Source organism: Pseudomonas sp. GW823-FHT02F05, from assembly GCF_058797315.1.
Genome location: NZ_JBXAJM010000012.1, coordinates 97,318 through 122,021 on the forward strand (window position 1 = coordinate 97,318; position 24,704 = coordinate 122,021).

Annotated in this window: 21 protein-coding genes; 14 read left to right on the top strand and 7 right to left on the bottom strand. The window is 62.0% G+C overall.

Annotated features, from left to right (window positions below):
- Positions 1-132: hypothetical protein (locus AC1RAC_RS15815; RefSeq protein ID WP_492616764.1), on the top strand; the 132-nt coding region annotated here is incomplete at its 5' end.
- A gap of 239 nt (positions 133-371) precedes the next feature.
- On the opposite strand, the gene AC1RAC_RS15820 is transcribed toward AC1RAC_RS15815, so the two are convergent.
- Complete coding sequence (locus AC1RAC_RS15820) at positions 372-1,118, bottom strand: NRDE family protein (protein ID WP_440842148.1); 747 nt, start codon at positions 1,116-1,118, stop codon at positions 372-374.
- 216 nt (positions 1,119-1,334) lie between these two features.
- Here AC1RAC_RS15820 and lgt point away from each other — a divergent pair, with 216 nt between their 5' ends.
- Positions 1,335-2,147: a prolipoprotein diacylglyceryl transferase gene (gene lgt, locus AC1RAC_RS15825; protein ID WP_003195189.1), complete on the top strand. Its 813-nt coding sequence runs from the start codon at positions 1,335-1,337 to the stop codon at positions 2,145-2,147.
- 51 nt (positions 2,148-2,198) lie between these two features.
- Positions 2,199-3,032 (top strand): thymidylate synthase, encoded by an 834-nt coding sequence (locus AC1RAC_RS15830; protein WP_014720362.1) that lies wholly within the window; start codon positions 2,199-2,201, stop codon positions 3,030-3,032.
- A 130-nt stretch (positions 3,033-3,162) separates the two neighbouring features.
- Here the strand turns inward: AC1RAC_RS15830 and cadR are convergent, their stop codons facing one another.
- Together cadR and AC1RAC_RS15840 are read right to left on the bottom strand one after the other, a co-directional pair.
- Entirely contained in the window at positions 3,163-3,603 is a 441-nt protein-coding gene (gene cadR / locus AC1RAC_RS15835; protein ID WP_003195185.1) for a Cd(II)/Pb(II)-responsive transcriptional regulator, read from the bottom strand.
- Positions 3,604-3,652: 49 nt separating this feature from the next.
- Positions 3,653-3,856, bottom strand: coding sequence for a hypothetical protein (locus AC1RAC_RS15840; RefSeq protein WP_463388630.1), 204 nt, complete (start codon positions 3,854-3,856; stop codon positions 3,653-3,655).
- On the opposite strand from AC1RAC_RS15840, the gene AC1RAC_RS15845 reads away from it, so the two are divergent.
- The 6 genes from AC1RAC_RS15845 (at position 3,839) to AC1RAC_RS15870 (ending at position 12,178) form a co-directional block, all read left to right on the top strand.
- On the top strand, positions 3,839-6,019 hold the full coding sequence (locus tag AC1RAC_RS15845) for a heavy metal translocating P-type ATPase (RefSeq protein ID WP_492616755.1): 2,181 nt from the start codon (positions 3,839-3,841) through the stop codon (positions 6,017-6,019). The genes AC1RAC_RS15840 and AC1RAC_RS15845 overlap by 18 nt on opposite strands.
- A gap of 16 nt (positions 6,020-6,035) precedes the next feature.
- Complete coding sequence (locus tag AC1RAC_RS15850) at positions 6,036-6,899, top strand: LysR family transcriptional regulator (RefSeq protein ID WP_057976439.1); 864 nt, start codon at positions 6,036-6,038, stop codon at positions 6,897-6,899.
- A gap of 212 nt (positions 6,900-7,111) precedes the next feature.
- Positions 7,112-8,176 carry a putative 2-aminoethylphosphonate ABC transporter ATP-binding protein gene (locus AC1RAC_RS15855; protein ID WP_054898684.1) on the top strand — a complete coding sequence of 355 codons (1,065 nt, stop codon included), beginning with the start codon at positions 7,112-7,114 and terminating at the stop codon, positions 8,174-8,176.
- Position 8,177: 1 nt separating this feature from the next.
- Positions 8,178-9,890, top strand: coding sequence for a putative 2-aminoethylphosphonate ABC transporter permease subunit (locus tag AC1RAC_RS15860; RefSeq protein ID WP_492616756.1), 1,713 nt, complete (start codon positions 8,178-8,180; stop codon positions 9,888-9,890).
- 23 nt (positions 9,891-9,913) lie between these two features.
- Entirely contained in the window at positions 9,914-10,927 is a 1,014-nt protein-coding gene (locus AC1RAC_RS15865) for a putative 2-aminoethylphosphonate ABC transporter substrate-binding protein (protein WP_014720358.1), read from the top strand.
- 123 nt (positions 10,928-11,050) lie between these two features.
- Positions 11,051-12,178: a TIGR03364 family FAD-dependent oxidoreductase gene (locus AC1RAC_RS15870; protein ID WP_060763939.1), complete on the top strand. Its 1,128-nt coding sequence runs from the start codon at positions 11,051-11,053 to the stop codon at positions 12,176-12,178.
- Between the two features lie 29 nt (positions 12,179-12,207).
- Here AC1RAC_RS15870 and AC1RAC_RS15875 read toward each other — a convergent pair whose 3' ends face one another.
- Together AC1RAC_RS15875 and AC1RAC_RS15880 are read right to left on the bottom strand one after the other, a co-directional pair.
- Entirely contained in the window at positions 12,208-13,575 is a 1,368-nt protein-coding gene (locus tag AC1RAC_RS15875; protein ID WP_054898687.1) for a DUF3482 domain-containing protein, read from the bottom strand.
- Positions 13,568-14,947, bottom strand: coding sequence for a DUF2868 domain-containing protein (locus tag AC1RAC_RS15880; protein ID WP_200649212.1), 1,380 nt, complete (start codon positions 14,945-14,947; stop codon positions 13,568-13,570). Before AC1RAC_RS15880 ends, AC1RAC_RS15875 begins: the two co-directional genes overlap by 8 nt.
- Before the next feature lie 69 nt (positions 14,948-15,016).
- Here AC1RAC_RS15880 and AC1RAC_RS15885 point away from each other — a divergent pair, with 69 nt between their 5' ends.
- The gene (locus tag AC1RAC_RS15885) at positions 15,017-15,529 is read left to right on the top strand and encodes a dihydrofolate reductase (RefSeq protein ID WP_054898689.1); all 513 of its coding nucleotides are present in this window, start codon (positions 15,017-15,019) and stop codon (positions 15,527-15,529) included.
- A 112-nt stretch (positions 15,530-15,641) separates the two neighbouring features.
- On the opposite strand, the gene AC1RAC_RS15890 is transcribed toward AC1RAC_RS15885, so the two are convergent.
- Positions 15,642-17,033, bottom strand: a complete 1,392-nt coding sequence (locus tag AC1RAC_RS15890) for an L-cystine transporter (protein ID WP_054917031.1) — start codon at positions 17,031-17,033, stop codon at positions 15,642-15,644.
- A gap of 242 nt (positions 17,034-17,275) precedes the next feature.
- Here AC1RAC_RS15890 and AC1RAC_RS15895 point away from each other — a divergent pair, with 242 nt between their 5' ends.
- The 4 genes from AC1RAC_RS15895 to AC1RAC_RS15910 all read left to right on the top strand — a co-directional run bounded on the left by AC1RAC_RS15895 (position 17,276) and on the right by AC1RAC_RS15910 (position 22,581).
- Positions 17,276-18,337: an HAD family hydrolase gene (locus AC1RAC_RS15895; RefSeq protein ID WP_089041486.1), complete on the top strand. Its 1,062-nt coding sequence runs from the start codon at positions 17,276-17,278 to the stop codon at positions 18,335-18,337.
- A gap of 195 nt (positions 18,338-18,532) precedes the next feature.
- Positions 18,533-19,066 carry an RNA polymerase sigma factor gene (locus AC1RAC_RS15900; protein WP_034128963.1) on the top strand — a complete coding sequence of 178 codons (534 nt, stop codon included), beginning with the start codon at positions 18,533-18,535 and terminating at the stop codon, positions 19,064-19,066.
- Positions 19,063-20,010 (top strand): FecR family protein, encoded by a 948-nt coding sequence (locus tag AC1RAC_RS15905; protein WP_089041485.1) that lies wholly within the window; start codon positions 19,063-19,065, stop codon positions 20,008-20,010. The genes AC1RAC_RS15900 and AC1RAC_RS15905 overlap by 4 nt, the downstream gene beginning before the upstream one ends.
- 129 nt (positions 20,011-20,139) lie before the next feature.
- On the top strand, positions 20,140-22,581 hold the full coding sequence (locus AC1RAC_RS15910; protein WP_200583591.1) for a TonB-dependent siderophore receptor: 2,442 nt from the start codon (positions 20,140-20,142) through the stop codon (positions 22,579-22,581).
- Between the two features lie 186 nt (positions 22,582-22,767).
- Here the strand turns inward: AC1RAC_RS15910 and ilvD are convergent, their stop codons facing one another.
- Positions 22,768-24,609 (bottom strand): dihydroxy-acid dehydratase, encoded by a 1,842-nt coding sequence (gene ilvD, locus AC1RAC_RS15915; RefSeq protein ID WP_492616757.1) that lies wholly within the window; start codon positions 24,607-24,609, stop codon positions 22,768-22,770.
- Positions 24,610-24,704: the final 95 nt, after the last annotated feature.

Here is a 24,704-nt window from a genome sequence, read left to right on the forward strand (position 1 = left end):
AGGGCCAAGGATTTGCTCGCCGAGTTGATGACCATCGACAACCCGCAAGTTATCCACAGCTCGCTGCAATTGGCGCTGAAAAACCTGGGGTTGACCCGGATGATCAACCCGGCCTCGGCCAAAACCCTGTAGGAGCGAGCTTCTAGCAGATCGTTCCCGCGCTCTGCGTGGGAATGCAGCCCTGGACGCTCCGCGTCGGCTTTTAGAGCGTGACGCAGAGCGTCACAAGAGGCGTTCCCACGCAGAGCGTGGGAACGATCAAAGTGAAGTGGATGCTGCGTCAGGTGGAATTGAGCAGGGCCAAGGATTTGCTCGCCGAGTTGATGACCATCGACAACCCGCAAGTTATCCACAGCTCGCTGCAATTGGCGCTAAAACATCAGGTCCACCTCACCCAGCCGCCCCCCGTGCGGGCCAAAGCTGCGCTCCAGCATCCGCCGCGTCCCATTGGCATTCACGATCAGCGCCGTGCTCGCCCGTGTCCCATAACTGGGGCTGGCGATAAACACGCTCGACAGCAGGCTTTCGGTCGCCAGGCCTACGCCGGTGTCCGGCAACTCAGCAAACGGGGCAGTCTGCGGGTCGCTGAGAATTCCCAGCAGTGCCTCAGGCTCGGGGTTTTCCAGCACGGCGCTGAACGCTGCTTTGGCCTTCACCAGCTTCGGCCATGGCGTATCCAGCCCGGCATTGGATAACCCGTACACCCCAGCCTTCAACCGCGTAGCCTCGGTGTCATTGGCGTTGTAGTGCCACAGCTCATCCCGCGTGCCCACCAGCAGGTTGAACCCGGCATATTCAATCGAGCGGCCATTTACATCGGCCAAATAATCGTCGATCGGCAGCGAACCGCTGAGAAACCGCGCAACCAGTTCGCCGCGAGACTTGCGTGCCGGTGGCTGGTGCGGGTCGCGGATGTTGGTCAAGGCGGCAAAGCGCCCATCCGCGTTCATCCCCAGCCAGGTGCCCCCGGCCTCCTGATCGCGACCGGCATAGACCTGGGGCGCATCCGCCCACTGGGCCAGCGGCAGGCTGGGGCGGGCGTAGAACTCATCGCGGTTGGCCGCAACGATCAGCGGTTGGGCATGGCCCGGTCGCCAGGCGAAAACAATCAGGCACATCGGGTGACCCCTTTTGTGTTTTTGCCACTCTACCCACAGACGCGCCGGTGTTCCATCGTCTCGAAGTTGGGCCGCGCACCTCTGATCCGTTAACATGCCGGGCTGTTTGGTGTGTATGTGAACTTCTTAATTTGATCTCGCAGCTGTAACGCAGGCTTAATCGCACATCGGCATGGTCCGGTGCGTCATGACTAAATGTTTTAACGAGGAGTCGCAATGCTGCCTTACCCGCAGATCGACCCGGTGGCCCTGGCCATCGGTCCGCTGAAAATCCATTGGTACGGGTTGATGTACCTGATCGGCATCGGCGGTGCCTGGCTGCTGGCTTCCCGGCGCCTGAACCGTTTCGACCCGACCTGGACCAAGGAGAAGCTCTCCGACATGGTGTTCTGGATGTCGATGGGCGTGATCGTCGGCGGGCGCCTGGGGTATGTGCTGTTCTACGACCTGTCTGCGTATCTCGCCAACCCGACCCTGATCTTCGAAGTGTGGAAGGGCGGCATGGCGTTCCACGGCGGGTTTATCGGCGTGATGATCGCCGCCTGGTGGTTTGGTCGGCGCAATGGCAAGTCGTTCTTCCAACTGATGGACTTCGTCGCACCCTTCGTGCCGATCGGCCTGGGCGCCGGGCGCATTGGTAACTTTATCAACGCCGAGTTGTGGGGCAAGCCGACCGACGTACCGTGGGCGATGGTGTTCCCGCCGTTCAGCGACCCGGCGCAATTGCCGCGCCACCCGTCGCAGCTTTACCAGTTCGCGTTGGAAGGTGTGGCGCTGTTCCTTATTCTCTATATCTTCTCGCGCAAGCCACGCCCAACCATGGCCGTGTCGGGCATGTTCGCGCTGTTCTACGGGATTTTCCGCTTTATCGTCGAATTCGTACGGGTACCGGATGCGCAGTTGGGCTACCTGGCATGGGGCTGGCTGACCATGGGTCAGGTGCTTAGCCTGCCGATGATCCTGGCGGGCCTGGGCATGCTGTGGTGGGCGTACAATCGCCCGCAGCCGCTGAAGAACGCCGCGCTTTAAATTCGAATGCCAAGACCAGGAGGTCTTGGCTTCAACGATACGGGTAAAAACATGAAGCAATATCTCGAACTGCTGCAGGACGTCGTGACCAATGGCCTGACCAAGGGCGACCGCACGGGCACCGGCACCAAGGCTGTGTTTGCGCGTCAGTATCGGCATAACCTGGCCGACGGCTTCCCGCTGCTGACCACCAAGAAGCTGCACTTCAAAAGCATCGCCAACGAACTGATCTGGATGTTGAGCGGCAACACCAACATCAAGTGGCTCAACGAAAATGGCGTGAAGATTTGGGATGAGTGGGCCACCGAAGACGGCGACCTGGGCCCGGTCTACGGCGAGCAGTGGACTGCCTGGCCGACCAAGGACGGCGGCACGATCAACCAGATCGACTACATGGTGCACACGCTCAAGACCAACCCCAACAGCCGTCGCATCCTGTTCCACGGCTGGAACGTTGAATACCTGCCGGACGAAACCCAGAGCCCGCAGGAAAACGCGCGTAATGGCAAGCAAGCCTTGCCGCCGTGCCATTTGCTTTACCAGGCGTTCGTGCATGACGGCCATCTGTCGATGCAGCTGTATATCCGCAGCTCCGACGTGTTCCTGGGCCTGCCGTACAACACTGCCGCGCTGGCGTTGCTGACCCACATGCTGGCCCAGCAGTGCGACCTGATCCCCCACGAGATCATCGTCACCACGGGCGACACCCACGCCTACAGCAACCACATGGAGCAGATCCAGACCCAGTTGGCGCGTACGCCGAAAAAACTGCCGGAACTGGTGATCAAGCGTAAGCCTGCGTCGATCTACGACTATAAGTTCGAAGACTTCGAAATCGTGGGCTACGACGCCGACCCAAGCATCAAGGCCGACGTGGCGATCTAAAGCCCTATTCGGTGAAAAACTGTGGGAGCTGGCTTGCCTGCGATAGCGCAGTGTCAGGCGACATTAATGTCGCTGGTCCACCGCCATCGCAGGCAAGCCAGCTCCCACATGGGTTTGGTGTTCACCTGAGTTAATGGCCGTGGCTTCTGCCCACATGCGAAGGCTCGGCCTCGCTGGCCGCAATCCCTCCGCTGACTTCCAACTGCTGCAAGATCCCGCACTGGTTGCCACCGCCGCAACGTTGGCGCAGGTCCAGCAGTTGTTCCTGCAAGGCCAACAATCCGTCGATCCGCGCTTTCACATGATGGATATGCTCGTCGATCAACGCATTCACGCTTTCGCACTGGTCCTGAGGGCTGTCGCGTAGCCCCAACAGGCTGCGGATTTCTTCGAGGGTCATGTCCAGGCTGCGGCAGTTGCGGATAAAGGTCAGTCGCTCGGTATGCGCCTGGGTGTATACGCGGTAGTTGCCGTCGGTGCGTGCCGGGGGCGGCAGCAGGTTTTCCTTCTCGTAATAACGGATGGTTTCCACCGGGCAATCGGTGAGTTTGGCCAGTTCGCCGATCTTCATCGCAGCAATCTCCAAATGGGTGCTTGACCCTATAGTGGCTACAGGGTCTTTACTTGGCAACAGGCACCTTTACGGACGCGACCTGATGAGCCACTCCATTCATACCCCGCACAAGCACGATCACAAGCATGATCACGATCACGATCACGATCACGATCACGATCACGATCACGATCACGCTCATGACCACGGCCATGATCACAAACATGACCATGGGCCCGCCAAACTCACGCCTGTGGATAACCACGGCCATTCCGGCTCCTGCTGCTCCGGCGCTGCCGGGCCTGCCATCGTGACCCTGAGTGAGGCGCCCACCGCCGGCTCGCGCCTGAGCACCTTCCGCATCGAAGCCATGGACTGCCCTACCGAGCAGACTCTGATCCAGAACAAGCTGGGCAAGCTCGCTGGCGTGCAGCAACTGGAATTCAACCTGATCAACCGCATCCTCGGCGTCACCCATGACCTGCCGAACACCGCGCCGATCATTGAGGCAATCAAGTCCATCGGCATGCAGGCCGACCCTATCGAAGAAGGCAGCCCCGCTGCCGCGCCGCCCGCCAAGAAACATTGGTGGCCGCTGGCGGTGTCGGGCGTGGGTGCCCTGGGGGCCGAGGTGTTGCACTTCACTGGTGTGGCGCCCACCTGGGTAATCGCGCTGGTGGCGTTGGTGTCGATTCTCAGCGGTGGCCTTACCACCTACAAGAAGGGCTGGATTGCCCTGAAGAACTTCAACCTCAATATCAATGCCTTGATGAGCATCGCGGTGACGGGCGCGATCCTGATTGGCCAGTGGCCCGAAGCGGCGATGGTGATGTTCCTGTTCACCGTGGCCGAGTTGATTGAGGCCAAGTCCCTGGACCGTGCGCGCAACGCCATCAGCGGCCTGATGCAGATGACTCCGGAACAGGCCACGGTGCGCCAGGCCGATGGTTCCTGGCTGGAACAAGAGGTCAAGAGCATTGATCTTGGCGCGATTGTCCGAGTAAAACCCGGCGAGCGCATCGGGCTCGACGGGGAAGTCACGGCCGGCCAGTCCACCATCGACCAGGCACCGATCACCGGGGAAAGCCTGCCGATAGAAAAAACCGTGGGCGATAAAGTGTTTGCCGGCACCATCAACCAGGCCGGCGCCCTGGAGTACAAGGTCACCGCCGCGGCCAACAACTCCACGCTGGCGCGGATCATTCACGCCGTGGAGCAGGCTCAAGGGGCACGGGCGCCAACCCAGCGCTTTGTTGACAGTTTCTCCAAGGTCTACACCCCGGCTGTCTTCCTGTTTGCCCTCGGTGTGGCGGTGATTCCGCCGCTGTTCATGGCGGGCGTGTGGTTTGACTGGATCTACCGCGCCCTCGTGCTGCTGGTGGTGGCCTGCCCTTGTGCCTTGGTGATCTCCACCCCGGTGACCATTGTCAGCGGCCTGGCGGCAGCGGCGCGCAAAGGCATCCTGATCAAGGGCGGCGTGTACCTGGAGGGCGGCTACAAGCTCGACTACCTGGCCCTCGACAAGACCGGCACCATCACCCACGGCAAACCGGTGCAAACCGACTACCTGCCGCTGTTCCCGAACATCGAAGACAGCGCGCCGGCCCTGGCGGCCAGCTTGGCATCGCGCTCCGATCACCCGGTGTCCCTGGCGATTGCCAACGCAGCTGTGGATAAAAACCTGTCGACTCACGCTGTGGATAACTTCGAAGCCCTGGCCGGGCGCGGTGTGCGGGGTGATATCAACGGCCAGACCTATCACCTGGGTAACCACCGCCTGGTGGAAGACCTCGGTCTGTGTTCCGAGGCCTTGGAAGAGAAACTCTTTGCTTTGGAAAAACAAGGCAAGTCCGTGGTGTTGCTGTTGGACAAGTCTGGCCCGCTGGCGCTGTTTGCCGTGGCCGACACGGTCAAGGAGAGCAGCCGCGAAGCCATTCAGCAGTTGCACGACCTGGGCATCAAGACTCTGATGCTCACTGGCGACAACACCCACACTGCCAAGGCCATTGCGGCCCAGGTGGGTATCGACCAGGCCCAGGGCGACCTGTTGCCCACCGACAAGCTGCAAGCCATCGAAACCCTCTACGGCCAGGGCCATCGGGTGGGCATGGTCGGTGACGGTATCAACGACGCCCCGGCCCTGGCTCGTGCCGAGATCGGCTTTGCCATGGCCGCAGCGGGCACCGATACCGCTATCGAGACCGCCGACGTGGCGCTGATGGACGATGATTTGCGCAAGATTCCGGCTTTCATTCGGTTGTCGCGGCAAACGTCGAGTATCCTCAAGCAGAACATCGCCCTGGCGCTGGTGATCAAGGCGATCTTCCTGGCCGTCACGTTCATGGGCATGGCGACCATGTGGATGGCGGTCTTCGCCGACATGGGCGTGAGCCTGCTGGTGGTGTTCAATGGCCTGCGCCTGGTGCGCAAATAGCGGATGAGAGGGTGGTGTGCTGAGTGCTGAGTTAAAGGCGTTTTTCATGGTCGCCCGTCTGGGCAGCATTACCCAGGCGGCGAAGAAACTCGGCTTGAGCCAGCCCACGGTGACCACCCAGATTCGCAACCTGGAAAGCCACTACGGCGTCGAGTTGTTCTACCGTGGCGGCCGCCGCCTCACCGTCAGCGACGAAGGCGCGCGGCTATTGCCGATGGTCAAGGCGCTGTTGCAGCAGGAAGCGGATATCGAGTTTTTCCTGCGCAACAACGGCCAGGTCCAGGGTGCGCTGAGAATTGCCGCAACGGCGCCGTATTACATCCTCGATCTGGTCAAAGCCTTTCGCGAGCGCCTGCCCCAGGTGGACGTGTCGGTGGAAATCGGCAACTCCCAGCAGGTGCTTGAGGCGCTGGACGATTACCGCGTCGATGTCGCGGCCTCATCGCAATTGCTGGAAGACGCCCGGCTGATCCGCCGCGTGCTGGGCACGGACCCGCTAGTGCTGGCGGTGCACCGCAATCACCCGTTGGCCAAGCTCGATCACGTACCGTTGAGCGCGCTTATCGGGCACACCTTGCTGATGCGTGAAGCGGGCTCCACCACCCGCAGGCTGACGGAAGAGATGTTGAAGAGCGCGGGCGTGGGATATGGGCCGTTGTTGGAGATTGGCAGCCGTGAGTCGATTCGCGAAGCGGTGCTGCGCAATATCGGCATCAGCATCATCGCCCGCCAGGAAGTGCCCCATGACCCGCAGTTGCGCGTGCTGACCATCGAGAATGCGCCGCAGATTCCGGAGTATCTGTATTGCCTCAAGGAGCGCAAAGGTGCGCGCCTGCCGGCGGCGTTCCTTGGCCTGGCCCAGGAAATGTCACCCCTCTGATCGTTCCCACGCTCCGCGTGGGAACGCCGCCCAGGACGCTCCGCGTCCGTGACGCGGAGCGTCACTAGAGACATTCCCACGCATAGCGTGGGAACGATCATGAGTCCTACACAAATCCACCAATACCACTATCACCTCTTTTTGCCTTTCTGCCACACCCGCTACGCATTGCCCTCCTAGCATGGCCTTCATCCGTTCGATGAGGTGCCACCATGCACACAGCCCTGACCCAACCCGGCGCACCGATGAAAGTGCGCGCAATCCAGAAACGCTTTGGCGCCTTCACCGCGCTGGACAACGTCTCCCTGGACGTCGCCGCCGGCGAGCTGGTGTGCCTGCTGGGCCCTTCCGGCTGCGGCAAGACCACACTGCTGCGCTGCATTGCCGGCCTGGAGCGCCAGGACAGCGGTGAGCTTTACCTGGGCGAGCGGGACGTGTCCCTGCTGCCACCCCAGGCGCGGGACTACGGCATCCTGTTCCAGTCCTATGCGTTGTTTCCCAACCTCAGCGTTGAAGCGAACATCGGCTACGGCCTCACCGGCAGCGGCCGCGATGAAGTGCGCAAGCGGGTCGCGCAGATGCTTGAGCTGGTGGGCCTGGTGGGCAGCGAAAAGAAGTACCCCGGCCAACTCTCCGGCGGCCAGCAACAGCGCGTCGCCCTGGCCCGCGCACTGGCGCCGGCGCCGTCGTTATTGCTGTTGGATGAGCCGATGTCGGCCCTCGATGCCCGGGTGCGCGAGCACCTGTGCACCGAGCTGCGTCAACTGCAGCGGCGCTTGGGTATCACCACCTTGATGGTGACCCACAACCAGGACGAAGCCATGTTGATGGCCGACCGTATCGCCGTGATGAACAACGGCAAGGTCGAGCAGTACGCCACGCCCCAGGAAATCTACGACCGCCCGGCCACGCCGTTCGTGGCGGAGTTTGTCGGCCAGGGCAACTGGTTGCCGTTCAGCCGTAACAGCGCCAGCCATGCCCAGGTGGGTGGGTTGAACATGCGCCTGGCTGAGGACGCGGGTGTCGCCCAGTCCGGCCGCTTGTTCTGCCGCCCGGAAGCCATTTGCGTCAACCCGCTGGTGCATGAAGAAAACCTTTTCCCGGCCAAGGTTCGCGAGATCACCTTTCTCGGTAACCGCTGCCGCATGAGCTTTGAGCTGGAACAATTGCCGGGCCATGCGTTGCTGGCTGAACTGGCGCCGGAAGCGATGCCGCGCCTGGGCGCCCAGGACATCTGGGTGGCGTTGCCGCCGCGCAGCCTGCAGGTGTTTGCCTGAGATGGGGGCTGTGATGACATTGCCGGTCCTGCGTCAGGTATCACGCGCCGAGTGGGGCGACCGCCTCTTCGTGGTCGGCGGCAAGTGGCTCTGGCTGGGCCTGTTAGTGGTGGCGGTGCTGTTGCCGCTGTTGGCGATCTTCTGGCGCGGCTTCAGCAGCGAAGCCGGGCAGGGCGGTGGCTTGGTAGCCGCTCGCGAACTGCTGGGCAGCGCCAACTTCCACTGGTTGCTGGGCAATAGCCTGAAAGTTTCCCTCAGCGTCGCGGCCATCGTCGTACCGCTGGCCTACTTGTTTGCCTATGCCCTGCAACGCACGCTGATCCCCGGCAAGTCCATCTGGCGTGGCCTGTCATTGCTGCCATTGATGGCGCCGTCGATGCTGCCGGGCATTGCCCTGGTTTATCTGTTCGGCAACCAGGGCCTGCTGCGCGGTTTGTTCTCGGAGAATATCTACGGTTTCTGGGGCATTGTGCTCGGTGAGGTGATTTACACCTTTCCCCATGCCTTGATGATCTTGCTCTCGGCGTTGTCCCTGGCGGATGCGCGTTTGTTCGACGCCGCTTCGAGCATGGGCGCCAGCCCGGCACGGGCGTTTCGCAGCATTACCTGGCCGGCCACGCGCCAAGCGGTGTTCGCCGCTTTCTGCCTGGTGTTCACCCTGACCATCACCGACTTCGGAGTACCGGTGGTGGTGGGCGGCGATTATCAGGTGCTGGCGCTGGAAGCCTACAAGGCGGTGGTGGGCCAGCAACAGTTCGGTCGCGGCGCGTTGATCGGCATGGTGTTGCTGCTGCCGGCGCTGTTCAGCTTTGGCGTGGATGCGTGGTTGCGCCGTCGGCATGGCGACGCGATGAGCGGCCGCGCCCAGGTGTTCCAGCCAGCGCCATCGCGGCTGCGCGACGGGTGCTACCTGGCCGTCGTGCTGCTGATTTGCGCGGCGTTGCTGCTGGTGTTCGGCATGGCGGTGTACTCCTCGCTGGTGAAATTCTGGCCGTACAACCTGTCGCTGTCGCTCAACCACTACCAATTCGAAGACACCGCCGGCGGCGGCTGGCTGGCCTATCGCAACAGCCTGACCATGGCGCTGTGCACGGCGTTGATCGGCAGCGTGCTGATTTTCACCGGCGCCTATCTGATGGAAAAAACCAAGGGCCAGAAAAACCTCAACCTGGCGCTGCGCATGCTCAGCTTCGTGCCGATGGCCGTGCCGGGCCTGGTCCTGGGGTTGGGCTACGTGTTTTTCTTCAACCTCAACGGCAACCCGCTGCATGTGTTGTACGGCAGCATGGCGTTGCTGGTGGTGTGCACCATTGCGCACTACCTGACCACCGCGCAGATGACTGCGACCACCGCCTTGCGCCAGTTGGACGCCGAGTTCGAAGCTGCCGCGTTGTCCCTCAAGGCACCGTTGTACCGCCATTATCTGCGCGTCACGGTGCCGATCTGTCTGCCGGCGCTGCTGGACATTCTGCGCTACCTGTTTGTCTCGGCGATGACCACCGTCTCCGCCGCGATCTTCCTCTACAGCCCCGACACCATCCTCGCCGCGGTCGCGGTGCTGAACATGGACGACGCCGGCAATGTGGGCGGCGCGGCGGCCATGTCGACCCTGATCCTGTTCACCTCGGCCAGCGTCTCGCTGCTGCTGGCGTGGGCTTCACGTGGCGCGCTGCGCCGCTCCCAAGCCTGGCGCCTGCGCGCACCTGGCCGATAAAACATCCCTGAAGGAGGTGCTCCATGTTCAAGCCCCTGGCGCTGGTCGCTGCAGTCCTCACGGCATTCAGCCTGAATGCTTTGGCCAAGACCGAATTGACGGTGTACACGGCCCTTGAAGCCGAACAATTGAAGACCTACAAAAAAGCCTTCGAACAGGCCAACCCCGACGTCGAGATCAAGTGGGTGCGCGACTCCACCGGCATCATCACCGCCAAACTGCTGGCCGAGAAAGACCGCCCCCAGGCTGACGTGGTGTGGGGCCTGGCCGCCTCCAGCCTGGCGATCCTCGATCAGCAAGGCATGCTCGACAACTACGCGCCCAAGGACTTGGACAAGATCGGTAAAAACTACCGCGACGCCGCCAACCCTCCGGCCTGGGTGGGCATGGACGTGTGGGCCGCCACCCTCTGCTTCAACACCGTCGAAGCCGAGAAGCAGGGCCTCACCAAACCGGTGAGCTGGCAGGACCTGACCAAGCCCGAATACAAGGGCAAGATCGTGATGCCTAACCCGGCGTCTTCAGGCACCGGCTTCCTGGATGTCAGCGCCTGGCTCCAGACCTTCGGCGAGAAGCAAGGCTGGCTGTACATGGACGACCTGCACCGGAACATCGGCCAGTACGTTCACTCCGGCTCCAAGCCGTGCAAGCTGGCGGCGTCCGGTGAGTTCCCGATAGGCATTTCCTTCGAATACCCGGCGGTTCAGCTCAAACGCCAGGGCGCGCCGCTGGAGATCATCCTGCCCAAAGAGGGCCTGGGCTGGGAGATCGAAGCCACCGCTGTGATCAAGGGCACTGCCCATGCCGACGCGGCGAAAAAACTCGCCGACTTCTCTGCCAGCACCGCGGCGATGGACCTGTACAAGGAAAATTTCGCCGTGCTCGCGCAACCGGGTATCGCCAAGCCGCAGACCGAATTGCCGGCGGACTATGAGCAACGGTTGATCAAGAACGACTTTATCTGGGCTTCCAAGAACCGTGACAGCATCTTGGCCGAATGGCGTAAGCGTTATGACGGCAAGTCGGAAAAACAGTAACCGATCGTTCCCACGCTCCGCGTGGTAACGCCGCTCTGGACGCTCCGCGTCCGCTTTTAAAGGTCGTGACGCGGAGCGTCACCGGATGAATTCCCACGCGGAGCGCGGGAACCAGAGGACAGTATGAGTAGTGATCTGTTAGTCGTCGGCGCCGGCATCCTCGGTCTCTCCCACGCCTATGCCGCCGCCAGGCGCGGCCTCAAGGTCAAGGTGTTCGAGCGCAGCGCCATGCCATTGGGCGCCTCAGTGCGCAACTTCGGCCAGGCACTGGTCACCGGTCAACCACCAGGGCCAATGCTCGACCTGGCGCGGGAAAGCCGCGAAATCTGGGGCCAGTGGGCGCAAGCGGCGGGCCTGGCGCTCAAGCGCAATGGCTCCTACCTGTTCGCCCGCACCGAAGCCGAAGAGCATCTGCTCGAAGCCTTCTGCGCCGGGCGCGCGCGGGAGCACGGCTACAACGTCCAGCTGCTGCAAGGCGCTGCAATGAACGACCTGTACGCCGGCCAGTTCCGCCATCACCGCGCCGCCCTGCATGGCAAGGATGACCAGCAGTTGTACTCCCGCGAGGCGATCCCGGCGCTGATCCATTACCTGAGCCAGCACTTGAACGTGGAGTTTCACTTCTCCACGCTGGTACGTGACGTAGAGCCGGGCCAGCTGCACAGCACGGCCGGCAGCTTTCGCGGTGAGCAGATCGTTGTCTGTTCAGGCCACGACTATCAGACCCTGCTGGCCGAATCCATCGCCCCGCTCAACCCGCACACCTGCCGCCTGCAAATGCTGCGTGCGCGGCCGGTGCTTAATCTGAACCTGCAACACGCCCTGCTCACCGGCTTGAGTTGCGTGCATTACGGCGCTTTCGCCGACCTGCCGGAAGCCGCTGTGGTCCAGGCGCAGATCCTGCGCGAAACGCCGCATCTGCAGGAGCACGGCATTCACCTGCTGATCAGCCCCACGCCCCATGGCGAACTGATCATCGGCGACTCCCACCATTACGACAGCGACCCGTCGCCCTTCAATGCCGAGCAGATCGATGACTGGATGATCGAGCTGGCGCAGCAGACCCTGGGGTGCAACATCCAGGTGGTCGAGCGCTGGCAAGGCGTCTACGGCGCTCGCGGCCCCGGGCCGTTTTCGTTTGTGCAGGCGGCACCTGGCGTCAGCGCTGCCTTGATGCACACCGGCGTAGGGATGAGCGTGGGGCCGGCCATGGCCGAGCGCAATATCCGCAGGTTATGGGGAGAAGCGTGATGAACCCGGAACAGGCAGGCATTGGCGGTTCAGGTCTGGTCCAGGCGTTGGGCCAGGGCTTCAACCTGCTCCTGGCGCTCGGCCTGGCTTAGTTTCGCGTGAGGGTTGAGGGATGACCATTGCGGATAGGCGCGGGCTTTGTTCAAGGCGTCGGGCAGTTTGCCCTCGCGCCAGGTTTTGTCCTGGGGCGTATCGACCTTGATGCTGTGCATTGCCGCATGGCCGCGCAGGTTCAGGGCCTTGAGCAACTGGCGCTGGCGCAGGGCTAGCAGGCGCAGCACGCTGTCGTCGACGGTCAGCTCGCGCTGGCCCTTGATCTTGCCGAGCAGGCGACTGCCGTAGCTGCGTGCGGTTTGCAGGGCGCCACCGGCGATAGCGCCTGCCAGGGCCGCGGCGCCAAGGGTCAGGCCGCCGACCAGTAGATCCACGCCAGCACCGGCAGCGGCTCCGGCAGCTATCCCGCCGCCGACCCGCACGCCAAGTTGCTTGAGGGTTTCGGGGTTGAACAAGTCATCGCCCCAGCGACCGTCGAGCAGCGGCAGGTCGCTGGCCGCCGCGTCCTGTGGGCGAAAGCCGAACAGTTTGAGCAGGGCTTCAACGCACTTTTGTTCGCGTTGGCGCACGGCCTTGCGTAAGTCGCTGACGGCTTGGGGCTCATTCTCGGTTGTCACACTGCGACGGCAGGCCGCGCAGTCGATCAACAGTTCGGCGATCAAGCGGGCGGCGCTTTGCTGGCGAGCCTGGCGCTGGGCTTCTTGATCGAGGATCAGGCGTTCCAACTGCGGCCGTGAGTTTTCCAGCAGCAGGGCCAGGCTTTCATACAGCCGGCGTTCGCCGTCTTCGGGCGGTGCCACGCTGTCGAAACGCACCAGCGCATGCAGGCCGAGGCGGGCCAGGGCTTCGCGCCAGTCCGGTTCGCGGTGGTCGCTGCTGCTGACAAAGTTGAGCACCGGCAACAACGGCTTGCCGCAACTGGCCAGCACTTGCAGTTCGTCGCGGTACTTGGCCAGCACCGGCTCGCGAGCGTCGATCACGTACAGGCCGGCATCGGAGGCCAGCAACTGGCGCAGCACCTTGGCTTCCTGTTCGAAACGCTGGCGCGCCTCGCTGCCTTCCAGGAAACGCGTCAGCCGCGCAGGGCCATCCAGGCGTTCGCCGGGGCGGTCGAGGCGTTCCAGGTAATCGAGCAGGGCGATGGCGTCTTCCAGGCCGGGAGTGTCGTACAGCTCCAGCAAAGCTTCGCCATCTACCGATAGGCGTGCACCTTCCACGTGCCGCGTGGTGCTGGGGCGATGGGACACTTCGCCAAAGCCGACATCGCGGGTGAGGGTGCGCAACAATGAGGTTTTGCCCACGTTGGTATGGCCGACCACGGCGAGTTTCAGCGGTTTAGTCATGACCTGTCTCCAGCCAAGTGAGCGGCGCGCAATCGGCAAACGACACTTCAAGCTGTTGCAACGCGGCATGCCAGTCGCCCAGGCGCTCGGCGTCCAGCGCCTGGCCCGGTGGTGCCTGCAGCAGCCATACGCGAGTGTCGGTGGCGCTGCGTGCCAGCTCGGCGATCAGTGCCAGGCTGCCACGGTCGGGCGAGCGGCGCGGGTCACAGGCGATGGCCAGGCGCGCGGGTGGGAAACGGCTGAGTTGCTCCAGCAGTTTGTTGCGTGATTCGCGGCTGTCGAGGATGCCGGCGTTCTTGACGTTGGCAGGCAGTTTGGGGGGCCAAGGGTGTTGGTCGTCGAGTTCGATGGCGACCAGCAAGGCGCCATCACTCTCCAGCTCACTTGCGCCGCCGCTGATCGAGTGCAGGTGATCGGGCGCCACATCGTTGACCCCCAGGCGCTCGCTGCTGGGCATCAGGCGTTCGCGCAGTTGGGCGTAGCCGGGCAGGTTGAGGTCCAGGTGCAACGCTGCGCGCCCGCGTTTCCATCGCCACAGGCACAGCAAGGCAAGGATCAACCGCGGCAGCAGACCGTAGACCAGCAACACGCCCACCAGCCAGGCCGCCCAGGCCTGGCGGGCGCTTTCGATATTCAGCGCGGAGTCGCCGCTGGCGCGGATCATCTCCACGGTGGGCACATTGAAACCGAGCAGAGCCGGGAGTGTGCCGAGGGCCTGGGTCACGGCGACAAAGGTATCGGCGCCGAGAATGGTGGTTTCCCACACAAACCCATAGCGGCGGGTGGCGAGCAGAGTCAGTAGGATCACCAGGGCGCTGAGCAAGGCCAGCAACCACAAGCTGTTGACCAGCACACCCACCGCCCAGCGATTGAGTTTTTGCCGTTGCAGCAACAGCAACAACGCCGGGGCCAGTTGCGCGGCCTTGGCGTCACGGGCCAGTTTCTCGCTGAGCCACAACCACAGCCGGCCAAGGCTGGCGCTGTGTTCGCCGGCAAACAACAGGCCCAGGGCCCAACTGATCAGCAAGATCAGGTTCAGGCCGAGCAGGCTGCCCAAGGCCCAGAACACATTCACCGGGGCCAGGCCATTACCCAGCGCGGCGAACGCCAAACCGGCGCCGCTGATGACGGCGACCGCCGCCAGTAACAACAGCGCCAGGCGTGCGCCTTGCAGCCAGCGGCTGAGCGCGGCGGCCAAACCATCGCGCTCGGCCAGGTGCAGCGCACGCTGCTGGATGCGCGTGGCCAGGTCGCCCCCGGCGGTGCGGGCCAAGCGGTTGGCTTCCAGGTCTTCCAGGGGGCCGGCGTGTTCTTCGCGCAGGCGCACGGTTTCTGTCAGCCAAAGTCTGTGCAGCGGGTTCAGTGCAGTCACGCGCCGTCCTGTCGTGTTGATGAGGTTGGAGCATAACCGCTGGCTCGCCGCTCTGGTATTCTCGTCGCCATGAAAAAAACTCTCCCTTTAAGCCTGATCGCAGCCCTCGGTGAAAACCGTGTGATCGGCGTCGACAACAGCATGCCCTGGCATTTGCCGGGGGATTTCAAATATTTCAAAGCCACCACCCTTGGCAAGCCGATCATCATGGGGCGCAAGACCTGGGACTCCCTGGGCCGACCGCTGCCGGGGCGCTTGAACCTGGTGGTCAGCCGTCAGACCGATCTTGTGCTGGAAGGTGCGGAAGTTTTTCCTTCACTGGGTGCAGCGGTCGAGCGCGCTGAGGAATGGGCCAAGGCGCAAGGCGTGGACGAGCTGATGCTGATTGGCGGCGCGCAGTTGTATGCGCAGGGGCTGGAACAGGCCGATCGCTTGTACCTGACCCGCGTGGCGCTGAGCCCGGGAGGGGATGCGTGGTTTCCGCAGTTTGATGGGAACCAGTGGAAGCTGGTGTCGAATGTCGAAAATCCGGCTGAAGGTGATAAGCCGGCCTACAACTTCGAGGTGTGGGAGCGCAACTAGTGTAGGAGCGAGCTTGCTCGCGAAGATCGTCAACGATGACGCGTGCATTCTGAATGAACGCGGCGCCCTCAGGTTCTTCGCGAGCAAGCTCGCTCCTACAGGTTATAAGCCTTTATGCCTGCGCCAGTTCGGCATGCTCATCGGCATCCAGCAACGCTTTATCCGTCTGCCCCATGATCTGGCTGGTAATCGCCCCCGCCGTCATCGAACCATTGACGTTCAACGCCGTACGGCCCATGTCGATCAGCGGCTCCACGGAAATCAACAGCGCCACCAGTGACACCGGCAAGCCCATGGCCGGCAGCACGATCAGCGCGGCAAAGGTCGCACCGCCGCCCACGCCGGCAACGCCCGCCGAACTCAAGGTCACTATCGCCACCAGGGTCGCGATCCACAGCGGGTCCAACGGGTTGATGCCCACAGTCGGCGCGACCATCACCGCCAACATCGCAGGGTAAAGACCGGCACAACCGTTCTGGCCGATGGTCGCGCCAAACGAGGCGGCGAAGCCGGCGATGGATTGCGGGATGCCCAGGCGACGGGTCTGCGCTTCAATGCTCAGCGGGATGCTTGCAGCGCTGGAGCGGCTGGTGAAGGCGAAAGTCAGCACCGGCCACACCTTGCGGAAGAAGCGCAGCGGGTTGATCCCGGCCAAGGACAGCAGCAGGCCGTGCACCACGAACATCAGGCCCAGGGCCAGGTACGACACCACCACGAAACTGCCCAGCTTGATGATGTCTTGCAGGTTGGAACCGGCGACCACTTTGGTCATCAGCGCCAGCACACCGTAGGGGGTCAGCTTCATCACCAGGCGCACCAGGCGCATCACCCAGGCTTGCAGGGTGTCGATGGCGTTAAGGACTTTCTGGCCTTTTTCCACGTCGTCCTTGAGCAGTTGCAGCGCGGCAACCCCAAGGAACGCGGCGAAAATCACCACGCTGATGATCGACGTCGGCTTGGCCCGGGCCAGGTCGGCGAACGGGTTGGCCGGTACGAACGACAGCAGCAACTGCGGGATATTCAGGTCGGCAACCTTGCCCGCGTAATCACTCTGGATCACTTGCAGGCGCGCCATTTCCTGGGTGCCGGCCACCAGGCCTTCGGCAGTGAGGCCGAACAGGTTGGTCAGGCCGATGCCGATCAGGGCCGCGATGGCCGTGGTGAACAGCAGCGTGCCGATGGTCAGGAAGCTGATCTTGCCCAGGGACGAGGCGTTGTGCAGGCGTGCCACGGCACTGAGGATCGAGGCGAATACCAGCGGGATCACGATCATTTGCAGCAGCTGCACATAGCCGTTGCCGACCAGGTCAAACCAGCCGATCGAAGCTTTGAGCACCGGGTTGCCGTCGCCGTAGATCGTATGCAACGCCGCACCGAACAGCACGCCAAGCACCAGGGCGAACAGCACCTTCTTGGCGAGGCTCCAGTTTGTACGGCGGGTTTGTGCCAGGCCCAGCAACAGGGCCACGAACACCAATAAATTGAGAATCAGGGGCAGATTCATTGAAGCTCCGTTGAGAAGGCAGCCAATCGCGTGAGCCTGCGATTGCGAACCGGGAAGCCTAACAGCTTGAAATATATTGATTTAATACCAATATGGAATGGCGACTGTCGTTTTTGGAATAAGCGTTTGACGCTCAGGCGTATGGCCTTGGCGCAATCGCGACGTCAGCGGTCGCGCTCGGGCGATAACTGTCATACGGATTTGTTAGCGTCGATGTCTTTCACTTGAGGGAGACAACGCCTATGAAGCTCGCGCCGAAACTACTGTTATCCGCCGCCTTTTGCCTCGGGCTCGCCAGCCAGGCGTTTGCCTCCACCGAGTTGAAGCACTGGCCGGCACCTGCCGCCAAACAACTCAACGAAATGATCGCCGCCAACGCCAACAAGGGTAACTACGCGGTGTTCGATATGGACAACACCAGTTACCGCTACGACCTTGAAGAGTCCTTGCTGCCGTTCATGGAAAACAAGGGCCTGATCACCCGCGAAACCATGGACCCTTCGCTCAAGCTTATCCCCTTCAAAGACACCGCCGACCATAAGGAAAGTCTGTTCAGCTACTACTATCGCCTGTGCGAAGTCGACGACATGGTCTGCTACCCCTGGGTTGCGCAGATTTTTTCCGGCTTCACCCTCAAGGAACTCAAAGTGCAGGTCGACGAGCTTATGGCCTCCGGCAAGCCCGTGCCGGTCAGCTATTTCGAAGGCGACGTGGTGAAAAAATCCGAGGTACAGCCGCCAAAAGTCTTCACCGGCCAGGCCGAGCTGTACAACAAACTGATGGAAAACGGCATCGAGGTCTATGTGATGACCGCCGCGTCCGAGGAGCTGGTGCGCATGGTCGCGGCTGATCCGAAGTACGGCTACAACGTCAAACCCGAGAACGTTATCGGCGTGACCACGATGCTTAAGGACCGCAAGACCGGCGAGCTGACCACCGCACGCAAACAGATCACTGCCGGCAAGTATGACGAGAATAGCAACCTCGGCCTGGAACTGACCCCCTACCTGTGGACCCCGGCGACCTGGATGGCCGGCAAGCACGCGGCGATCCTCACCTACATCGACGAATGGAAAAAACCAGTGATTGTCGGCGGTGACACACCGACCAGCGACGGCTACATGCTGTTCCACGATGTGGACGTGGCCAAGGGCGGCGTCCACCTGTGGATCAACCGCAAAGACAAGTACATGACCCAGCTCAACGGCATGATCGCCAAGCACGCGGCGGCGCAAGCCAAGGAAGGGCTGCCGGTGACGGCGGACAAGAACTGGGTGATCGTCAAGCCGGAAGAGATCCAGTAAGACCGAGTCACCTGCATCGCAGACAAGCCAGCTTCCACCGTCGACCGCATTCTCATGTTGGGGCGCGGTCAACTGTGGGAGCGGGCTTAAGAACACCGCAGACTCAAAGGCAAAATAGATATCAATTGCGAACTAATCTCATTCTTTGCTAGCGTGCGCACTCCCTGAACCGTCCGTTCTTCTCAAGGTAGTGCTGTGTCCTCCTGGAATACGCAGATCGCGCGCCTGTTCGCGGAGCAGAAGAAAGCCCTCGAAGCCTTCGTCACGCGCCGCACCGGCAGCGCCCAGGTGGCTGCCGACCTGACCCAGGAATCCTTCCTGCGCCTGGCGCGCCTGGAGTCCGGCGAGAAGATCGATAACCTACCCGCGTTCCTCTTCACCATTGCCAGCAACCTGGTGCGCGACCACCAGCGCCAGGCTATCCGCCGCGAGCGTCTGGATGCCGGCGCACCGAGCGAAGAACTGCCCTGCAGCAACCCCGGTGCCGACGAACAGCTAGCCGCCTATCAGCAGGAGCAACTGATGCAGGATGCGATCCTGGGCCTGCCCGAGGCGACTCGGCAGATCTTCCTGCTCTATCATGTCGACGAGCTTTCCTACCGCGAGATTGGCGAACGCCTGTCGATCAGCCCGCGCAGTGTGGAATACCAATTGCGTCGCGCCTTGATTGAATGCCGTGGGTACATCAAGACGCGCCTAGCCTGCGATGCACAAGGACGTCGGTCATGACTGCCCTGCCTACTGCTGATGTGTTGTTCGAAGAGGCGTCCGGCTGGTATTTCCGCCTGCACGCCGAGGACTTGACCCCGGCTGAAATGGACGCCTTTGCTGCGTGGCTCGGTCAGGGCCAGGCGCAGGATGATGCCTGGCAGGAAGTGCAGGCGATGCTCGGTGGCCTGCGTGAGCCGGCGCGCGTCATTCGCCGTGCCGAGCAGGCCACCTGGCGTACACCGCTGCGGCGCTGGGCGTATGCGGCTGCCGTGTTGCTGGCCGTGGGCCTGACCGTGCAGAACACTCCCTGGCTTGACCGCTTGCGCGCCGACTACGCCACCGGCACTGGCGAGTCGCGCACCATCGAACTGGCCGATGGTTCCCACCTTCAACTCAACACCGACAGTGCGGTGCAAATCCGCATGAGTGCGGGTGAGCGGCAGATTCGTTTGCTGCGTGGCGAAGGTTTCTTCGATGTGACCAAGGACCCCGCACGGCCCTTCGTGGTGCAGTCGGGCGACGGCTGGGTGCGAGTGGTCGGCACCCAGTTCAGTGTGGCGCGGCGTGATGACCAGACGCGTGTGCAGGTGGCGCAGGGCAAGGTTGAAGTCAGTGCAGGGAGCGGCACGCCGGTCTATCTGGAACCGGGGCGGGCCGTGGAGTATCAGAGCCGGCACCTTGCACACGTCCACGGTTTCGACCCGGCCAGCGGCTTTGCCTGGCGTCAGCGGCAACTGGTGTTCCGTCAGCAACCTTTGTCGGTGGTGGTCTCTGAACTGAATCGTTACTGGCCCGGCAAGACGCTGGTGCTCGGTGATGCGTTGCGCAGTCGGGTAGTGTCCGGCGTGTTCGAAATCGACAAACCCGATGCCGTGCTCAAGGCGTTGGAATACACCCTCAACCTGCGTGCCGAGCACTACACCCCGTATTTGCTGGTGTTGCGTGAAGGCAATGCGTCCTGACGGCAATTTCTCAAAATATTTTCAGGGTTTCCCCGCAAGCCATCGTCCTTGATCACTGAGGCGTAAATAGTAAGCACTCTCAAGTAGTGCGGCGCCGATCACAGACTTTTGTACCGGGGAGCACCATTCATGGCACACCGATTCGCCACACGGCCCTTGCTGGCCTTGGCCATTTCCTTGGCCAGCTGTATCGCGCCGTCGTACCTGCAGGCCGCTGAGGCCAACCAGGCCCAGACCTACCGCTTCGATATTCCCGGGCAGGGCCTGGACGCTGCGCTGGCGGCGTTCTCGGCGGTGACGCGGGTTCAGGTGCTAGTGAATGGGGAGTTGACCCAGGGGGTGATATCGCCGGGTGTGAAGGGCAACCTGGGGCAGCGTGAAGCCTTGGGGCAGTTGCTCGGCGGCACGGGACTGAGCGCGGCGTTTATCAATGCCGATACCGTCACCCTGGAAAAACGTGTGGTGCCAGGTTCTGCCCTGGAAGTGGGCGCCACCACCATCACGGCCGAACGCCTGGGCATCACCACCGAAGGCACGGGCTCGTACACCACGGGGGCTGTGACCCTGGGCAAGGGCGAGCAAAAACTCAAGGACATCCCGCAGTCGGTCAGCGTCATGACCCGCAAGCAGATGGATGATCAGAACACCACCAAGCTCTCTGAAGTGGTCAAGCGCACGCCCGGCCTGACAGCGACCAAGTCTCCCGGCTCCGGTATGTTCATCTTCTCCCGTGGCTTCGAGGTTGGCACCCTGCAATACGACGGTGTGGGGATTCCACGTAACACTTACACCTTGGGCAGCTATCTCACCGAAAACATGGCCATTTACGACCGCGTCGAGACGCTGCGCGGCCCGGCCGCCTTGCTGCAAGGTGCCAACAGCCCCGGCGGCACCATGAACCTGGTGCGCAAGCGCGGGCAGCAAGCGCCGACGGCGACCATTACCGCCAAGGCTGGCTCATGGGACCACTACGGCACTCAGGTCGATGTCGGTGGCCCGCTGAACGCCGAAGGCACCTTGCGCGGACGCTTCGTGGCGGATTACGACACCACCGACTCCTTCGTCGACTATGCGGGCGGCTGGAACCAGACGGTTTATGGCGCCGTCGACTACGATTTCACTCCCGACACCACCGTCGGCCTGGGCATCAGTAACCAGAAGGGCCATTCGCGCCCCAACTTCATGTCGTTGCCCCGTTATGCCGACGGCAGTGATATCGGTCTGCCGCGTTCGACATTTGTCGGCGCCAGTTGGAACCGCAGCGTCAACAATCAGACTCAGGTGTTTGCCGACATCGAGCACCGCTTCAACGATAACTGGAAAGTGAAAGCCGCACTGGTAGCCATGGATGAGCACAACGACGCAACCTACCAGGCGACGTGGGACACGGTACCCGTCGGCGGTGGCGCTGTGCCCTATGTAGATTGGATCACCGACTTCAATACCAAGAGCCGCGGCGCGGATGTGTATGTAAACGGCAAGTTTGAGGGGCTGGGCTTCCAGCAGGAAGTGGTGCTGGGCGCCAACTATTCCAAGCTCACCACCGACGACCAGTGGGCACGGGCTTCAAACCCCGGCGCGGATATCTTCAACATCGACCACAACCGCCCACAGCGCGACAAATACCAATTGTTCCAGGAGGGTGCCGCCTCGAAGAGCTGGTATGACATTCGCCAGAAAGGCATCTATGGCACCTGGCGTGTGAAAGTCCTGGACCCGCTGACGTTGATCGTCGGTGCGCGTACCAGTTGGTATGACTATTCCTACATTGGCCAGAGTGGTTTCAAAGGCACATATGGTGCCCCGCAAGACAATACCACCCAGTCCAATGGCAAGGTTACGCCCTACGCCGGCCTGGTCTATGCGCTCAACGAGCAGTGGTCGGCCTACGCCAGCTATGCCGATGCCTTTGAGCCGCAAACCAACCTGACCACCTCCGGCTCCCTGCTCAAGCCTATCGAGGGCAAAAACTACGAGTTGGGCATCAAGGGAGAGCTGGCTGACGGGCGCCTCAATACCTCGTTTGCGATCTTCCGTTACGATCAGGAAAACCGTAGCGTGCAGGACCTGCAAGGGCCAATGAACTGCAATGGTTGGTACTGCTCGGTCGCCTCTGGCAAGGTCCGCAGCCAAGGCTTTGAAGCCACACTCAGTGGTGAGGTGCTGCCAGGCCTGCAGCTCGCCTCCAGCTACACCTACAACACCACTGAATTCCTCAAGGACGACACCTACGAAGGCAAGATTTTCAGCACTTGGACCCCCAAGCACTTGCTCAAGGTCTGGGGTGATTACCAGTTGCCGGGCGATTGGCAACATTGGAGCGTGGGTGCCGGTGTGACCGCGCAAAGCAGCACCGAAGCCTATGACCGTACGTTCAGCGTGCCGGGCAATGCATTGTGGGATTCGCGGGTGGCCTACAAGATCAACCAGGAATTCACCGTGGCGGCAAACCTGAACAACATGTTCGACAAGAAGTATTACATCCCGGCCTACAACGCGAACTGGGGCAGCAACTACTACGGGGACCCACGCAATGTGATGTTCACCATGACCTATACCCCACAGTTCTAAGAGATTACCTATATCCAATGCGGGGGCTGGCTCGCCCGCAATGGCGGTGTGCCAAACAAGAACTCACCGGCAGGCCTATAGCTATCGCAGGCAAGCCAGCTCCCACAGTTGATCCTCGGTGTTGTGGAGGTTTTGGCCAGGCATAAAAATGCCCCGCACCTGGCGGGGCTTTTTTATGCGCGGGGCTTACAGGCCGTCGAGCATGGCTTTGTTGCGTACGGCACCCTTGTCGGCACTGGTGGCCAACAACGCGTAGGCCTTCAATGCGGTGGTGACTTTACGCGGGCGCTTCTCCACTGGCTTCCAGCCTTTCTTGTCCTGCTCAACGCGGCGTGCTGCCAGTTCTTCATCGCTGATCAACAGGTTGATCGAGCGGTTCGGGATGTCGATCAGCACCTTGTCGCCATCCTGCACCAGGCCAATCGCGCCACCGGCAGCGGCTTCCGGCGAAGCGTGGCCGATGGACAGGCCCGACGTGCCGCCGGAGAAACGGCCGTCGGTCAGCAGGGCGCAGGCTTTGCCCAGGCCTTTGGATTTCAGGTAGGACGTGGGGTAAAGCATCTCCTGCATACCCGGGCCGCCTTTAGGACCTTCGTAGCGGATGATCACGATATCGCCTTCCTTGACTTCGTCCGCAAGGATGCCGCGTACCGAGCTGTCCTGGCTTTCGTAGATCTTGGCGCGGCCTTCGAAGACGTGGATGGACTCATCCACGCCTGCCGTTTTGACCACACAGCCGTCGAGGGCGATGTTGCCGTACAGCACGGCCAGGCCGCCTTCTTGCGAGTAGGCGTGCTCGACACTGCGGATGCAGCCGTTTTCACGGTCGTCGTCCAGGGTGTCCCAGCGGGTCGACTGGCTGAACGCGGTCTGGGTGGGGATACCGGCAGGGCCGGCCTTGAAGAAGGTGTGCACGGCTTCGTCGTCGGTCTGGGTGATGTCCCACTTGGCGATGCCTTCGGCGATGGACTTGCTGTGCACGGTTGGCAGGTCGGTGTGCAGCAGGCCGCCACGGGCCAGGGAGCCGAGGATCGAGAAGATCCCGCCGGCGCGGTGCACGTCTTCCATGTGGTACTTCTGGATGTTCGGCGCGACTTTGCACAGTTGCGGCACGTGACGGGACAGGCGGTCGATGTCGCGCAGGTCGAAGTCGATCTCGGCTTCCTGGGCCGCGGCCAGCAGGTGCAGGATGGTGTTGGTGGAACCGCCCATGGCGATGTCCAGGGTCATGGAGTTTTCGAACGCCTTGAAGTTGGCGATATTGCGCGGCAACACCGACTCATCGTTCTCGCCGTAGTAACGCTTGCACAGCTCGACGATGGTGCGGCCGGCCTGCAGGAACAACTGCTCGCGGTCGCTGTGAGTGGCCAGTGTGGAACCGTTGCCCGGCAAGGCGAGACCCAGGGCTTCCACCAGGCAGTTCATCGAGTTGGCGGTGAACATGCCGGAGCACGAACCGCAGGTCGGGCAGGCGCTGCGCTCGTATTCCGCGACCTTCTCGTCAGAAGCGCTGGAATCGGCGGCGATCACCATGGCGTCGACGAGGTCGAGGCCGTGGGAGGCGAGCTTGGTCTTGCCGGCTTCCATCGGGCCGCCGGAGACGAAGATCACCGGGATGTTCAGGCGCAATGCAGCCATCAACATGCCGGGGGTGATCTTGTCGCAGTTGGAAATGCACACGATGGCGTCGGCGCAGTGGGCGTTGACCATGTACTCCACGGAGTCGGCGATGATCTCGCGGCTCGGCAGGGAATACAGCATGCCGTCATGACCCATGGCGATGCCGTCATCCACGGCAATGGTGTTGAATTCTTTTGCCACGCCACCGGCGCGTTCGATCTCGCGGGCGACCAGTTGGCCCAGGTCCTTGAGGTGGACATGGCCAGGCACGAACTGGGTGAACGAGTTGGCAATCGCGATGATCGGCTTTTTGAAGTCGTCATCTTTCATCCCCGTGGCACGCCACAGCGCGCGCGCACCGGCCATGTTGCGGCCGTGGGTGGATGTTTTCGAGCGGTAATCAGGCATTGGAGCACTCCGGGCGGCTAATCAAGTACTAAAGGGGAGTGAGCTTCTAATTGACGACTGGAACACTCAGAAAATGGCCGTGTGTCCGGAAGTTG